The organism is Streptomyces sp. CG4 (genome assembly GCF_041080655.1).
Classification (GTDB): domain Bacteria; phylum Actinomycetota; class Actinomycetes; order Streptomycetales; family Streptomycetaceae; genus Streptomyces.
The window spans coordinates 5,244,564-5,257,992 of the sequence record NZ_CP163525.1 but is presented as its reverse complement, the minus strand read 5'-3'; the positions used below and the strand labels follow the sequence as shown (position 1 = coordinate 5,257,992).

The following is a 13,429-nucleotide window of genomic DNA, read 5'->3' as shown; positions in this document are numbered from 1 at the left end:
GCCCTGCCCTAGGCTCGCGGCATTGCACCGAAAACGGCGTGAACGGCGTTCGACGAGGGGGTTTTCAGGGTGGAAGCGAGCGGGATCCTCGGCGTGGCCGTGGTGGCACTCGGCATGGTGCTCACCCCCGGTCCGAACATGATCTATCTGGTCTCCCGGAGCATCACCCAGGGCAGGCGGGCCGGGCTGACCTCGCTCGGCGGGATCGCCCTGGGCTTCCTGGTGTACCTGTTCGCGGCGAACCTCGGTCTGTCGGTCGTCTTCACCGCCGTACCCGAGCTGTACCTCACGGTGAAGCTGGCCGGCGCCGGCTATCTCGCGTACCTCGCCTGGAAGGCGCTGAAGCCGGGCGGCATCTCGGTCTTCGCCCCGAAGGAGGTGCCGCACGACTCGCCGCGCAGGCTGTTCACGATGGGCCTGACGACGAGTCTGCTCAACCCGAAGATCGCCATCATGTACGTCTCCCTGATCCCCCAGTTCATCGACCTGCACCGGGGCCATGTCCTGCTCCAGGGACTCGTCCTCGGCTCGGTACAGGTCTTGATCAGCGTCACGGTGAACTTCGTCATCGTGCTCGCCGCCGGCACGATCGCGGTCTTCCTCGCCCGCCGTCCCTCCTGGCTGAAGGTGCAGCGGTATCTGATGGGCACGGTGCTCGGCGCCCTCGCCGTATCGCTGGCGGCCGACACCTCGGGTCCGGCGTGAGGCCGGTCCGGCAAGACGTCAGGATTCGAGAAGCGGCCGCCGCCCCGCCCCCGCTAGCGTGGCCGCCATGGACCGCACCGCAGCGCACGCAGCCGACAGCCATGACCTGATCCGGGTGCACGGCGCCCGGGAGAACAACCTCAAGGACGTCACCGTCGAGCTCCCCAAGCGCCGGCTGACCGTGTTCACCGGCGTCTCCGGGTCGGGCAAGAGCTCGCTGGTGTTCGACACGATCGCCGCGGAGTCGCAGCGGCTGATCAACGAGACGTACAGCGCGTTCGTGCAGGGCTTCATGCCGACTCTGGCGCGGCCCGAGGTCGACGTGCTCGACGGGCTCACCACCGCGATCATCGTGGACCAGCAGCGGATGGGCGCCGACCCCCGCTCCACCGTCGGCACGGCCACCGACGCCAACGCGATGCTGCGCATCCTCTTCAGCCGGCTCGGCGAGCCGCACATCGGCTCGCCCAAGGCGTTCTCCTTCAACGTCGCCTCGATCAGCGGCGCCGGTGCGGTCACCGTGGAGCGCGGCGGGCAGCAGGTGAAGGAACGGCGCAGCTTCAGCATCACCGGCGGCATGTGCCCGCGCTGCGAGGGCCGCGGCACGGTCACCGACCTCGACCTCACCCAGCTCTTCGACGACTCCCTGTCCCTCAACGAGGGCGCGCTCAACATCCCCGGATACAAGACGGGCGGCTGGAACTACCGCCTCTACACCGAGTCCGGCCTGTACGACCCGGACAAGCCGATCCGCGCCTTCACCAAGCGGGAGCTGCAGGACTTCCTGTACCGCGAGCCGACCCGGATGAAGATCGCGGGGATCAACATGACCTACGAGGGTCTGATCCCGCGCATCCAGAAGTCGATGCTCGCCAAGGACAAGGAGGGCATGCAGCCGCACATCCGGGCCTTCGTGGACCGTGCGGTCACCTTCGCCGTCTGCCCGGAGTGCGAGGGCACCCGGCTCACCGAGGCGGCCCGGTCCTCGAAGATCGACGGGGTCGGCATCGCCGACGCCTGCGCGATGCAGATCAGCGACCTGGCGGAGTGGGTACGGTCGCTGTCCGAGCCGACCGTGGCACCGCTCCTGGCCTCCCTGCGGCACACCCTCGACTCGTTCGTGGAGATCGGCCTCGGCTATCTCTCGCTCGACCGTCCCGCGGGCACACTGTCGGGCGGCGAGGCGCAGCGCGTGAAGATGATCCGGCACCTCGGCTCCTCCCTCACCGACGTGACGTACGTCTTCGACGAGCCCACGATCGGGCTGCACCCGCACGACATCCAGCGGATGAACGAGCTGCTGCTGCGGCTGCGCGACAAGGGCAACACCGTGCTGGTCGTGGAGCACAAGCCGGAGGCGATCGCGATCGCCGACCACGTCGTCGACCTCGGCCCCGGCGCCGGTACGGAAGGCGGCACGGTCTGCTTCGAGGGCACGGTGGCGGGCCTGCGGGCCAGCGGCACCCTCACCGGCCGCCACCTGGACGACCGGGCGGCCGTCAAGGACGCGGACGCGGTGCGCAAGCCGACGGGCGCGCTGGAGATCAGGGGCGCGACGACGCACAACCTGCAGAACGTGGACGTGGACATCCCGCTGGGCGTGCTGACCGTGGTCACCGGTGTCGCCGGCTCCGGCAAGAGCTCGCTCGTCCACGGATCGGTCCCGGCCGGCGCGGACGTCGTCTCCATCGACCAGACCCCGATCCGCGGCTCACGGCGCAGCAACCCGGCGACGTACACCGGGCTGCTGGAGCCGATCCGCAAGGCGTTCGCCAAGGCCAACGGCGTGAAGCCGGCGCTGTTCAGCGCCAACTCCGAGGGCGCGTGCCCCACTTGCAACGGCGCCGGGGTCGTCTACACCGACCTGGCGATGATGGCCGGGGTCGCCACGACCTGCGAGGAGTGCGAGGGCAAGCGGTTCGAGGCGTCGGTGCTGGAGTACACGCTCGGCGGGCGGGACATCGCGGAGGTGCTGGCGATGTCGGTGACCGAGGCGGAGGAGTTCTTCGCCGCCGGCGAGGCCCACATCCCGGCCGCCCACAGGATCCTTCAGCGGATGGCCCACGTGGGCCTCGGCTACCTCACCCTCGGCCAGCCGCTGACGACGCTGTCGGGCGGCGAACGCCAGCGGCTGAAGCTGGCCACGCACATGGCCGACAAGGGCGGTGTCTACGTCCTGGACGAGCCGACGACCGGTCTCCACCTGGCCGATGTCGAGCATCTCCTGGCCCTGCTCGACCGCCTGGTCGACTCCGGCAAGTCGGTGATCGTGGTCGAGCATCACCAGGCGGTCATGGCGCACGCGGACTGGATCATCGACCTCGGTCCGGGGGCGGGCCACGACGGGGGACGGGTGGTCTTCGAGGGCACACCGGCGGATCTGGTCGCGTCCCGCTCCACCCTCACGGGCGAGCATCTGGCGGCGTACGTCGGGGCGTGAGCCGCGGGCGTGGGGGCGCTTCAACGGTGTTCTCCGGGCGTCGCCTTCATCGTCGAGGTGAAAGCGCCGGGCGCGTGCCGCACTGTTGCGTGAGCTGGTGCACGACTTGATCCATCGAATGCTTCATCGAGCCCTGTTGGGTTCAGGCCGGGGCCGGGATTGTGAGGCAATCGCAGCCCGAGCGCGAACACGAGGAAACTTGCGAGAAGTTACGCAGCATCGCCTACCAAACAGCCGTCGGCTTATGACTCCGGTCGCGGGGACCGAGGGCTTGGTCGTGCCGCCGGGAGCAGGGCGGAAGCTCGTCTCCCCTGTGCAGCAGGTGACGTTCAAGGTCACCGGCGAGCACTCCCTGGCCGCGTCCAGTTCGCCTTCGAGCCGCGCGTACGCACGCTGGGACACTGGCGGGAGTGGGAGTCCCCCTCGGGGCAGGGATACTTCAGGGCGCCCGTCGGCACCGTCATGGTCGTCCCCCGGGGGTGCCCGGCCACCACTACGTCGGCGCCACCAACCTCATCACCACCACCCCCATCACCGGACCCGAACTCGGCTCCACCCACACCCTCATGCGCGAGGCATGCGAGCAGATCGACCACACCCTGGCCTTCGGCCGCATCCAGCACCTGATGTCCGGCTCCCGCCCCATCCCGCTGGACCGCTTCCCCCTCCTGGGTACCTGCTCCCTGTCCGGTCTTGTCTTCGCCACCGGCACCTATCGCGACGGCTTCCACTACTCACCCGTCGTCGCCCGCCACCTGGCCACCACACTGCTCGGACCTTCCGGAGGCGGGCAGGATGCCGACCTCGCTGCCGATACGGCCCACTTCGCCCCTGAACGCCCGCCCATCCAGGTCATGACCCGCGCGGAGGCGATCGCCGACACGGTCCAGCACACGGTGGACACCATCCAGGAACAAGGCATGCACATGCCGTTCTGGCTCGACAGCACCCCCATGGAGGACTGGGTGCGCGGACAGGTCGAGAACCTCTACGACCGGCTCGGCGACGGCGCCGTCCTGGCACCGGAGCTCATCTACACCCAGTTCCCCGCTCCCAAGTCCACGGACGACACGCACGCCCTCGACCGCCTGACGGCCTATCTGGGCAAGGCACGCGCCCACCACGGCACCGGCCTCGGCCTTCACCCCAACGCCTCTGCCTGACCGGGTCTTGCGGACTCCTGGTGCCAGTCTGAGGGACGCGGCGGGGGTCAGCCCTCGAAGCCCGCTGCCGCGAGCAACTCGTTGATCCGCTCGCGGTGGGCCTTCTCCCACTCGTCCAGGGTCTCCGCGGCCTCCTTCGCGAGCTTCGCCCGGGCCCCCGCCAGGACCTGCTCCGCCAGCGCCGCCGGCACCACGACCACGCCCTCCTCGTCCGCCACGACCACGTCCCCGGGCTCCACCCGGACGCCCCCGCAGCGCACGGGCTCGTTCAGCGGGCGTACGGACTTCTTGGCGCCGGGGATCGGGATGACGCCCCGGGCGAAGACGGGGAAGCCCAGCTCGCGGACTTCGCCGAGGTCGCGGATCAGGCCGTCGGCGACGAAGGCCGTCACCCCGCGGCGCCGGGCGACCGCGCACACGTTGCCCCCGGCCAGCGCGTAGTCGAGGTCGCCGGACTCGACCACGATGATCGAGCCGGGCGCGGCGCGGTGGACGGCCGCGTGCAGCATGAGGTTGTCGCCGGGCGGGCAGCTGACGGTGAACGCCGGTCCGGTGACGCGCGGTACCGGCCCCCACAGCGGTCGTATCCCGATGTCCATGACCTGCTCGCGGCCCAGGAGATCGGCCAGGGTGGTCGTCGGGATTCCGGCGAAGGCTTCCGTGTCGGTCATGCCCCGCACGCTATCGCCGTCAGAACGGCAACGGGCGGGCGTGGATCACATCCAGGCGGGACACCGCGCGCGTGAGGACGACGTACAGCCGGTGTGCGCCGCGCTCCTCCGCCTCGGCCACCGCCGCCGGCTCCACGGCCACGACATGGTCGTACTCCAGGCCCTTGACCATGCTCGCGGGGACGAGCGTCACCCGGGCGCCCAGCGCGTCCGGACCGGCGGTGGTGATACCGGCCTTCGTCAGCGCCTCCGCCACGCCCGCCAGCTCCTCGTCCGCCGCCACGACACCCACGGAACCCTCCCGGGCCAGCGCCTCGCGGACCGCCGTCACCGTCGTGCCCGGCACATCGGCGGTCGGGCGCAGGGTCAACTCGCCGTCCGTGCGCAGGGACCGGGCCGGCGGTGCGGTCACGTCCAGCCGGGCCAGCAGCCGGTTGGCCAGCGCCACGACGGCCGCCGGGACCCGGAACCCGGTCGTCAGCGGGACCACCGTCGTGTCCGGCTTGCCCAGGTGGCGCAGGTGGACGGACCAGTCGCGGGCGGCCCACGGGGTCGTGCCCTGGGCGAGGTCGCCGAGGACGGTCAGCGAGCCGAAGGCGGCCCTGCGGGCGATCGCCCGGCACTCCATGGGTGAGAGGTCCTGTGCCTCGTCCACGACGATGTGGCCGTAGCCCTCGGGGTGTTCGATCAGTCCGGAGAGTTCGTCCAGCAGGACCAGGTCCGCCGCCGACCAGCGGGCCGACTTGTACGAGCGCGGTGCGCGCGGCCGGCGGAGCGTCTCCTGTTCGTCCGCATCCAGCAGGCCGTCCGCCGCACGGGCCAACACCGCCGGGTCGGTGAGGAGTCGGGTCAGCACCTCCTCGGGACGGACCCTGGGCCAGACCAGGTCGAGGTGGGCGGTGAGCGGACGGGCCCGTTCGATACGGCGCACCCAGGCGGCGGGCAGGACACCGGAGCGCCGTTCGGCCCGCTCGCGCAGCCGCCGCACCACCCGGGTGCGCACCCGCTCGCGCCCGATGGCGTACGGCGGCTCCTCGGCGCGCACCTCCTCGACGATGGCGGCCAGTTCCGCCGCCGGCACCCGCCGGCGGTAGGAGCCGTCGGGTACGGCGAGGTCGGTGACGCCGTCGGTGGTGACGTGGGCGTACAGCGCCCGGTGCAGCACCTCGGCCATCCGGGCGTCGTGCTTGAGCGCGGCGGTCGCCACGGGATCGGTGCCGGTGACCGGGTGGCGGGCGATCTCTTCCAGCAGGGTCGACTGGCGTACGCCCGTCTCGCCGAGCGACGGCAGCACCTCGGCGATGTAGTGCAGGAAGGTGCGGTTGGGGCCGAGGATCAGCAGGCCGGCGCGCTGGAGTCGCTTGGGGTGGGTGTAGAGGAGGTACGCGGCGCGGTGCAGGCCCACGGCGGTCTTGCCGGTGCCGGGGGCGCCCTGGACGCACACCGAGTCGGTGAGGGCGGCGCGGACCAGGTCGTCCTGTTCGGGCTGGATGGTGGCGGCGATGTCCCGCATGGGTCCGACGCGGGGCCGTTCGATCTCGCGGGTCACGATGTCGCTGGTCCGCGACTCGCCCCGGGTCAGGTGCTCGTCCTCCAGACCGGTGAGGTCGGCGGCGGCGCCGGTGCTGCCGGGCGCCCAGCCGAACCGGCGCCGTACCTCCACGCCCTGGGGATCGCGGGCGCTCGCCTGGTAGAAGGCGCGGGAGACGGGGGCCCGCCAGTCGACCACGAGGGGCGGGGCGGCCGGGTGCTCGGTGATCCGGAGCCGGCCGACGTGGTAGTGCTGCCCGCCGTGCCCGGGGGCGCCGTCGGCGAAGTCCAGACGGCCGAAGAACAGCGGGCCGGGCGGCAGTTCGCGCATCGCCTTGGCCTGGCTGCGCAGTTGGTAGCCGAGGACCTCGGCGTCGGCGCCGGAGGCGGAGACGTCCTCGCCGATGACGACCTGTTCGGCGGCGCCCTCGATCATCGCGGCGAGAGCGGCACGGCAGCGGTCGTGGTGGGCGCGCTCGGTGTGCAGGGTGTCGACGAGGGCGGGGTCGATGGACGTCATGACGGCAGCGTACCGCCATAACGTTACCAAGTTACATTTTTAACCCGGTCTCACTGGTCTGTCCGGTCTCACGGGCGGCTTCCCGGATCCCGGTCTCACGGGCGGCTTCCCAGGTCGGGGAGCCCCCGCGCCAGCCGCGCGAAGGCCCGCTCGGCGGCCCGTACCGCGTCCGGCCGCACCGCCTCCACGTCCTCCCCCGCCGCGATCCGCCGGAAGTTCTCCAGCGCGAGGATCCGCTGGACGGCGATGATCTGCCCGGCCGCCAGCCGCGCGTCCAGATCCCCGCCGAGCGCCTCGGCGAGCGCCGTCTCGGACCGCTCCTGATGCCGGTACGCCCGCGCCACCAGGGACGGGGTGCCGTAGAGCAGGGCGTGGAAGGCGAGCACCTGCGGGTGGTCGTTGAGCCCGGTGACGGGATCGCCGCTCTCCAGCCCTGCCAGGAAGTGCCGGCGCAGCGCGTCCACCGGGTCGGCCGCGCCGGCGACCACCCGCGCGGCCTCCGTCTCGTGGTCCGCGATGCGGTGCAGGACCAGGTCCTCCTTGGCCGGGAAGTACCGGAAGAGGGTCGGCTTGGAGATCCCGGCCGCCGCCGCGATCTCGGCGACGGACACCGCGTCGAAGCCCCGCTCCAGGAACAGCCGTACGGCGATGTCCGACACGTCCCTGTACATCTGCTGCTTCTTGCGCGCGCGCAGCCCCATCTCACCCATGGGGGGAGCCTACGCAGCGCCGCCCGGACGGGCGGGCCGGACCAGGGCGCCGGTGAGGTGCGGATTGGTCCGGCGCCGGGACGACAGCCCCAGGGAGGCGGTGGCCGCCGCCAGGGTCATCGCGTACGACTCCACCGCGCGGCGCACGTTGGGGGCGTCCAGGCTCGCTCCGGTGACCAGGCGGTCGAGGTCGACGTAGGCGGAGCGGACGATCTCGATCCACCGGTACACCTGCCAGTCCTCCCGCCAGTTCTCGGTGCACCGGGCGGGCAGCCGGGTCTCCCAGCGGCGGAACATGCGGTCGCGGATCTCCGGCCGGGTCGGGGTCAGATGCATGTGCCGGACCAGCTCGTACAGCGGGTCGCCGACCACGGCCAGCTCCCAGTCGATGAGGGTCAGCGCCGGCGGGTCGTCGCGGCGCACCAGGTTCCACGGGTTGAGGTCGCCGTGCAGCAGGGCGGCGGCGCGGTCGGTGACCTCGTGCCGGGCGAGGATCTCGCGCAGCCTGGGCGCGTCGGGCAGGCCGAGGAAGCGGGCCACCCGCTGGGACTCCTTGGGCAGTCCGGCCACCAGGGCCACCAGTTGCTCGCTCAGCCAGGCGTAGAAGCCGGGCCGGCCGGCCACCGGGTCGACCAGGGTGTAGTCGACCCCGGTCAGCGCGGCCAGCTGATCGACCAGGCCGTCCGCCTCGTGCGGGAGCAGCCCGTGCACCGGGTGCTCGGGCCGCCGGCGCATGTCGGGCGGGCCCTCGTAGGTGTGGACGGCGAAGCGGTCCCCGGAGTAGGTCCGGATGCCGGAGAGGTCCTTCGAGTGGCTCTCGCCCAGCGCCAGCACCCGCGGCGCGGCCACCGCCGCGCCGGACCGCTCGATGGCCCGGAGCACGCCGTGCTCGCTGAGGAAGCTGCGTTCGCGCCGCGTGACGTGCGTGACCTTGCGGCGGACGACGACCGGGAACGGGGTGCCGGGGACCCGCAGCACCGAGTTGAGGTGCGCGGTGCCCTTGAACACCCGGTGGGCGGGGGCCGCGCCCTCCAGGATCAGGGCGTCGGCGACGGCGGAGTGCGGGAAGTCGGGGTGTTCCGGCACGCGCCGGTCCGGCGTCCAGTCGATGGCGCGGGCGGGCGGAGCCGGGCGCGGTCCGCCGTGGGCCGGCGCCGCGGCACCGGCGCCCGGCCCGGCACCGGGCCGTACGGAGGCCCGCCAGCGGAACAGGATCCGCTCGATCTCCTCCCGTCCCGGCACCCGGCCCAGTCGCAGCGGCTCCGCCGCCGCCAGCACGGCCCGGTGCACCCGTGCCGTCGCCTCGTCCAGGCTCCGCTGGTCGAAGGACTCCTCCAGCGACTGCGCGGCCCGCATCACGTCGGGGAACACGGACTGCGCCCGTTCGAAGGCGACGTAGTGGCGCAGATCCCGGCCCACGCCGCCCACCGCGGCGGGCCGCACCGCCCCCATGGCGCGCACCCACGCCGCGACGACCTCGTCCCACTGGTGGTCGGGGTAGCGCATCCGGACCAGGTGGACGGCGAGGTCGTGCAGCGGGTCGCCGTAGCCGGCCAGCTCCCAGTCCACGCAGACCGGGGGCGCGGCGCCGCCGTCCGGCATGATCACGTTGTCGCGGTGCAGGTCGGCGTGGAGCAGGCTGTAGGGGCGGCGGGACATGGCGGGGGTGTGCTCCGCCAGCCGGGCGAGGGCGTCCTCGGGGATGCCGAGAGCGGCGAACAGGCCGCCGAACCTGGGCCAGTTGGGCTGGCGGATGCGCAGGTCGGCCAGACGGGCCAGGGTCCGCAGGAAGCCCTGGCTGTCGGTGTGGTTGCGGGGCCACGGGGCCGGCAGGGGCGGCAGTGCGCCGCCGCGGACCTGGGCCGTCCGGGCGAGCAGCTCCGTCAGCGCCCCGATCAGCAGGCCGTCGACCGGTTTGCCGGGCGGGCAGACGCGGGAGAGCGGTGCGCCGTCCACATGGCTGTGGATGGCGAAGCCGTCCCCTTCGAGCAGACTCTCCGGCACGTCGGGCAGCACGCCCCTGACGGCCCGCAGGATCGCCGCCTCGCTGTGCCAGGTCCGGATCACCACCGGCAGGGCACCGGCCCGCGGCAGCCGCACGGTGACGACGGTGCCCGGCTCCCGGCCGAGCAGCCGGGCCATGGGCTCGGTGAGCGGCAGCACGTGGTTGTGGTGGTGGAAGCCGCCGTTGCTGCGCCCCCGCGCGACGGCCTCCGCCAGGAACGCCCGGCAGACGGCGTCGCGCTGTGCCCGGCCGGCACGCGCGCCGGCCGTGCCACGGGGGACGGGTGGTGCGCCCACTGGCCGCTCCGGGGGTCGATCGCGCTGCGCTGAAGAAGACGAGACGGGTCGAGTCAGGTCGGGGAAACGCTATCTCCCCGTACGACGGACGACACGGCGTACGGCCGGACGAGCAGCCCAACGGGTGGTCTGCCACTCGTCCGCGCCAAGCGGGCGGAGGCCGGCTCGTACGCCGACCCCGACGCGGAGACCCGAGCGATCGCTCAGACGGTTGGCCGGATGCTATCCCATGCCGCTCGGGTCCGGGCCGAACCTCCCACGGCAGGGCCTAGGTCCTGTCGTCAAACTCCCGTCGTTCGCCCGTAGGGCGGGCCCGGCGGCGGCGATGGGGGTCCCCCCGCGCGAGCGAAGCCGAGCGTGGGGGAGCGTGCGATCGCAAGGCGCCGGAGCGCCCTCGATGGGGGTGCCCCCGCGCGAGCGAATTCGAGCGTGGGGGAGGCGCCACGTGGGCGCTCCGGCAACGCGGCTGGGGGTGCCCCCTCTGGGGGAGTGCGTGCCAGGCGTCGCCGGGCAGGCGGGAGTTTGACGGCAGGGCCTAGCCGCGCAGTGTCCGCAGCAGCGGCTCCAGCGACGCGACCACGCTGACGGCGCCGGCGTCCCGCAGGATCCTGCCCTTGCGTTCGTTACGCGCGTAGCCGAGAAACGGAACACCGGCGTTGTTCGCCGCGGCGAGGTCGGAGCGGGAGTCGCCGATCATCAGGGCCGCCGAGGGGGCGCAGCCCATCGCGGTGAGCGCGCGGTTGAGGCAGTGCGGGTTGGGCTTGAGGAGGTGCAGGTCGGCCGTGCGGCCGTAGATGTGGGAGGCGAAGCAGGAGGTGAGGCCGCGGCCGTCCAGGTAGGCGCGGACCACCTTCGGGGAGTTGTTGGTGGTGATGGCGAGCCGGGCGCCGACCGCGGTCCAGGTGCGGATCAGCGGGTCGGCGTAGGGGGTGGGCAGCGCGGAGCCGGCGGCGCGCAGTTCCTCCTGGGTGAGACGTTCCTCCAGCTCGGTCACGAGGTCGCTGCCGGGGTGGCGCAGGTCCACGGCGCGCAGCACCACGTGCGGGTCCAGCAGCTCGCGTTCGGAGTCGCTGAGCAGGTTGTGCAGCCCGTGCCCGGCCAGCCAGTCGACCAGCCCGGCGGCGACCCGTTCCGCCTTGTGCCGCGCGAACAGACGGCAGATCGGTCCGTCGAAGTCCCACAGAACCACCCGGGCAGGTTCGATCAGACCTCGTATCTTCTCGATCTCGTTCGCACTCTGTTCGGTCTGCGCCGTCGCATCAGAAGTCACTAGGAGAGTGTCAGGTCCGTCGTGATGGTTTCCCAGAGGGCGTCGAACCACTTCTGCGATTGCTCCACGAACGCCGCGTCCCGCAGACCGGCCCGCTGCTCGAAGGAGAACAGCAGCGACTCGGAGCCGAGGGTGTCGTACATCTCCAGGGTCCCGCGCTCGGTGGGCTCGGCCCGGCGCGTGACCATGTAGTGCGCGAACAGCGCCTCGACGCCGTTGAGCAGATACAGCTTGACCGGCGGGGTGAACGGCAGCGCCCGGAAGGTGACCTGGACGTCGATGCCGTGGGTGCCGCGCAGCGCCTGGAGGTTGTACTGGAGCACCTGGCCCTGGGCGTTGCGCATGGCCAGCCAGCGCCGGTGGACGGCGTCGTCCTCCGCGCTCCCGGCGTCGACCGACACCGGGAAGGCGAGATTGATGTCCCGGGACGGCAGCAGGATGCGGGCGTCGATCCGCTCGGGGCGCAGCCGGCCCTCGTGGACCAGGCGCAGTGCCTCGCCGAGCGCGGGGATCAGGCTCTGCGCGGTCAGGCAGACGGCGTCGATGCGCACGTGCCGGGCGGCGAAGGCCTCGGTCAGCCGGGGGGCGAGGGCCACCATGGTCGGCTGCGGTTCGTCCCGGGCGGGCTGCGGCTCGGCGACCCGGGGCGGGCTGCCCTTGCTGACGTTGCTGAGCAGCCCGTCCTCGTGGAGCACACGCAGCGCCTGGCGGACGGCGCCGCGCTCGACGCCGAACTCCTCGGCCAGCTCGGCCTGGGTCGGCAGCCGCTCGCCGGGCCGCAGCGCGCCGCTGCGGATGCGCTCGCGCAGGGTGTCGGCAATCTCCTGGGGCGTGAGCCTTCTGCTGCCGTTCACTGCCACATGCTCCTGAGTCACGACCAAACGCTACAACTCTGATCCATCTAAGGGGAGTTGCCCGGAAGTTGTTTATGGAATGAGACCAAGTGGGGACAACTTAAGTGAAGTTGGTTGCCAACTTTAGCGAGTTGGCAAGTCTTCGGAAGGGGGAATCGCCGTGCCCGCTCTCACCTTTGTCGTCGAGCAGCTCGTCCAGTGGAAGTACGGTGCCGCCGGCGGCGTCGGCATGCTCCTGCTCTCGGTCGGCATCAAGACCAGGAACCAGAAGACCGCCTCCGCCGGTGCCGTCCTGCTCGCCGTGCTCCTGGCGGGTCCCGCACTGTGAACTCTATGAGCTGAAACGCAGTTCCGAACTGATCGTCTCCCACAGCGCGTCGAACCACAGCCGCGACTGCTCCACGAACGCGGCGTCCCGCTGTCCGGCCCACCGCTCGAAGGCGAACAGCATCGAGCGCGTGCCGTCGGCGTCGTACAGCTCCAGATGCTCGTGCTCGATCTCCCGCTCGCGGCGCAGCAGCGTGTAGTACGCGAAGAGCGCCTCCGAGCCGTTGAGCAGATACAGCTTGACCGGCGGAGTGAACGGCAGGGCGCGGAAGGAGACGTGTACGTCGATGCCGTGGGTGGCGTACAGAGCCAGCAGATTCTGCCGCAGCACCATGCCCTGGGCGTTGCGCTGGGCCAGCCAGCGGCGGTGCAGCAGACCGCCGTCGTCGGCGGCCACCGGGGTTGGGAAGGCGAGGGCGATGTCCCGGCTGGGCAGCAGCACCCGGACGTCGATCTTGGCCGGTTTCAGCCGTCCGGCGTGGATCTGCCGCAGCGGCTCGCCGACGGCCAGCGTGAGCGAGACCGAGGTCAGGCAGAGCGCGTCGATGCGCACGTGAGGGGCGGCGAAGGCGGCCGCGATACGGGGCGCGAGGCCGACCATCGTGGGCTGCGGCGGGGCCGCAGGACCGGCCGGCAGCCGCACCGGTGCGGGCACCGCCGCCACGGTGGCCGGGCTGCCCTTGGACACGTTGGTGAGCAGCCGCTCCGACTGCAGGATGCGCAACGCCTGCCGTACGACCCCGCGTTCCACGCCGAACTCGCCGGCCAGCTCGGCCTGCGTGGGCATGCGCTGACCCGCCCGCAGCACACCGGACGTGATCCGGCCGCGCAGCGCGTCGGCGATGTCGCGGGGGGACGCGTGAGGCTGCCGCGGCCTCGTCCGTCCGCCGGCGGAGGCGTGCTCCGGGTCCACGGACAAACACTACAACTTCCCGCCA

12 protein-coding genes and 1 pseudogene are annotated in these 13,429 nt (G+C 72.1%); 6 read left to right on the top strand and 7 right to left on the bottom strand.

Translation table 11 applies throughout. The features are described from left to right. Window positions 1–114: 114 nt before the first annotated feature. The 5 genes and pseudogenes from AB5L52_RS23890 (at window position 115) to AB5L52_RS23870 (ending at window position 4,308) form a co-directional block, all read left to right on the top strand. Window positions 115–705 (top strand): LysE family translocator, encoded by a 591-nt coding sequence (locus tag AB5L52_RS23890; RefSeq protein WP_351030953.1) that lies wholly within the window; start codon window positions 115–117, stop codon window positions 703–705. A gap of 67 nt (window positions 706–772) precedes the next feature. Next, window positions 773–3,145 (top strand): ATP-binding cassette domain-containing protein, encoded by a 2,373-nt coding sequence (locus AB5L52_RS23885; protein ID WP_369366072.1) that lies wholly within the window; start codon window positions 773–775, stop codon window positions 3,143–3,145. A gap of 113 nt (window positions 3,146–3,258) precedes the next feature. Beyond that, on the top strand, window positions 3,259–3,393 hold the full coding sequence (locus AB5L52_RS23880) for a chorismate-binding protein (protein WP_369368957.1): 135 nt from the start codon (window positions 3,259–3,261) through the stop codon (window positions 3,391–3,393). Beyond that, a pseudogene (locus tag AB5L52_RS23875) lies at window positions 3,390–3,631 on the top strand (cupin); the annotation flags it as partial. The gene AB5L52_RS23880 and the pseudogene AB5L52_RS23875, both read left to right, overlap by 4 nt. Continuing rightward, window positions 3,556–4,308: an FAD-dependent oxidoreductase gene (locus AB5L52_RS23870; RefSeq protein WP_369366070.1), complete on the top strand. Its 753-nt coding sequence runs from the start codon at window positions 3,556–3,558 to the stop codon at window positions 4,306–4,308. The pseudogene AB5L52_RS23875 and the gene AB5L52_RS23870, both read left to right, overlap by 76 nt. 47 nt (window positions 4,309–4,355) lie before the next feature. Here the strand turns inward: AB5L52_RS23870 and AB5L52_RS23865 are convergent, their stop codons facing one another. The 6 genes from AB5L52_RS23865 to AB5L52_RS23840 form a co-directional block, all read right to left on the bottom strand. Next, window positions 4,356–4,979 (bottom strand): RraA family protein, encoded by a 624-nt coding sequence (locus tag AB5L52_RS23865; RefSeq protein ID WP_369366068.1) that lies wholly within the window; start codon window positions 4,977–4,979, stop codon window positions 4,356–4,358. Window positions 4,980–4,998: 19 nt separating this feature from the next. After that, window positions 4,999–7,029 (bottom strand): AAA family ATPase, encoded by a 2,031-nt coding sequence (locus AB5L52_RS23860; RefSeq protein ID WP_351030798.1) that lies wholly within the window; start codon window positions 7,027–7,029, stop codon window positions 4,999–5,001. A gap of 95 nt (window positions 7,030–7,124) precedes the next feature. After that, the gene (locus AB5L52_RS23855) at window positions 7,125–7,739 is read right to left on the bottom strand and encodes a TetR family transcriptional regulator (protein ID WP_351030801.1); all 615 of its coding nucleotides are present in this window, start codon (window positions 7,737–7,739) and stop codon (window positions 7,125–7,127) included. 9 nt (window positions 7,740–7,748) lie between these two features. Further along, window positions 7,749–10,040: a phosphotransferase gene (locus AB5L52_RS23850; protein ID WP_369366065.1), complete on the bottom strand. Its 2,292-nt coding sequence runs from the start codon at window positions 10,038–10,040 to the stop codon at window positions 7,749–7,751. Between the two features lie 535 nt (window positions 10,041–10,575). Then, on the bottom strand, window positions 10,576–11,310 hold the full coding sequence (locus AB5L52_RS23845) for an HAD-IA family hydrolase (RefSeq protein WP_351030804.1): 735 nt from the start codon (window positions 11,308–11,310) through the stop codon (window positions 10,576–10,578). Continuing rightward, complete coding sequence (locus AB5L52_RS23840) at window positions 11,310–12,191, bottom strand: winged helix-turn-helix domain-containing protein (protein ID WP_351030806.1); 882 nt, start codon at window positions 12,189–12,191, stop codon at window positions 11,310–11,312. The genes AB5L52_RS23845 and AB5L52_RS23840 overlap by 1 nt, the downstream gene beginning before the upstream one ends. 133 nt (window positions 12,192–12,324) lie before the next feature. On the opposite strand from AB5L52_RS23840, the gene AB5L52_RS23835 reads away from it, so the two are divergent. Continuing rightward, window positions 12,325–12,492 (top strand): hypothetical protein, encoded by a 168-nt coding sequence (locus tag AB5L52_RS23835; RefSeq protein ID WP_351030807.1) that lies wholly within the window; start codon window positions 12,325–12,327, stop codon window positions 12,490–12,492. Window positions 12,493–12,495: 3 nt separating this feature from the next. On the opposite strand, the gene AB5L52_RS23830 is transcribed toward AB5L52_RS23835, so the two are convergent. Further along, entirely contained in the window at window positions 12,496–13,410 is a 915-nt protein-coding gene (locus AB5L52_RS23830) for a winged helix-turn-helix domain-containing protein (RefSeq protein ID WP_369366063.1), read from the bottom strand. Between the last annotated feature and the right edge of the window lie 19 nt (window positions 13,411–13,429).

Bases quoted from the DNA above. Each gene is read 5' to 3' on its own strand.
- AB5L52_RS23890 (WP_351030953.1), top strand. From the start codon at position 115: ATGGTGCTCACCCCCGGTCCGAACATGATCTATCTGGTCTCCCGGAGC.
- AB5L52_RS23885 (WP_369366072.1), top strand. From the start codon at position 773: ATGGACCGCACCGCAGCGCACGCAGCCGACAGCCATGACCTGATCCGG.
- AB5L52_RS23865 (WP_369366068.1), bottom strand. From the start codon at position 4,979: ATGACCGACACGGAAGCCTTCGCCGGAATCCCGACGACCACCCTGGCC.
- AB5L52_RS23860 (WP_351030798.1), bottom strand. From the start codon at position 7,029: ATGACGTCCATCGACCCCGCCCTCGTCGACACCCTGCACACCGAGCGC.
- AB5L52_RS23855 (WP_351030801.1), bottom strand. From the start codon at position 7,739: ATGGGTGAGATGGGGCTGCGCGCGCGCAAGAAGCAGCAGATGTACAGG.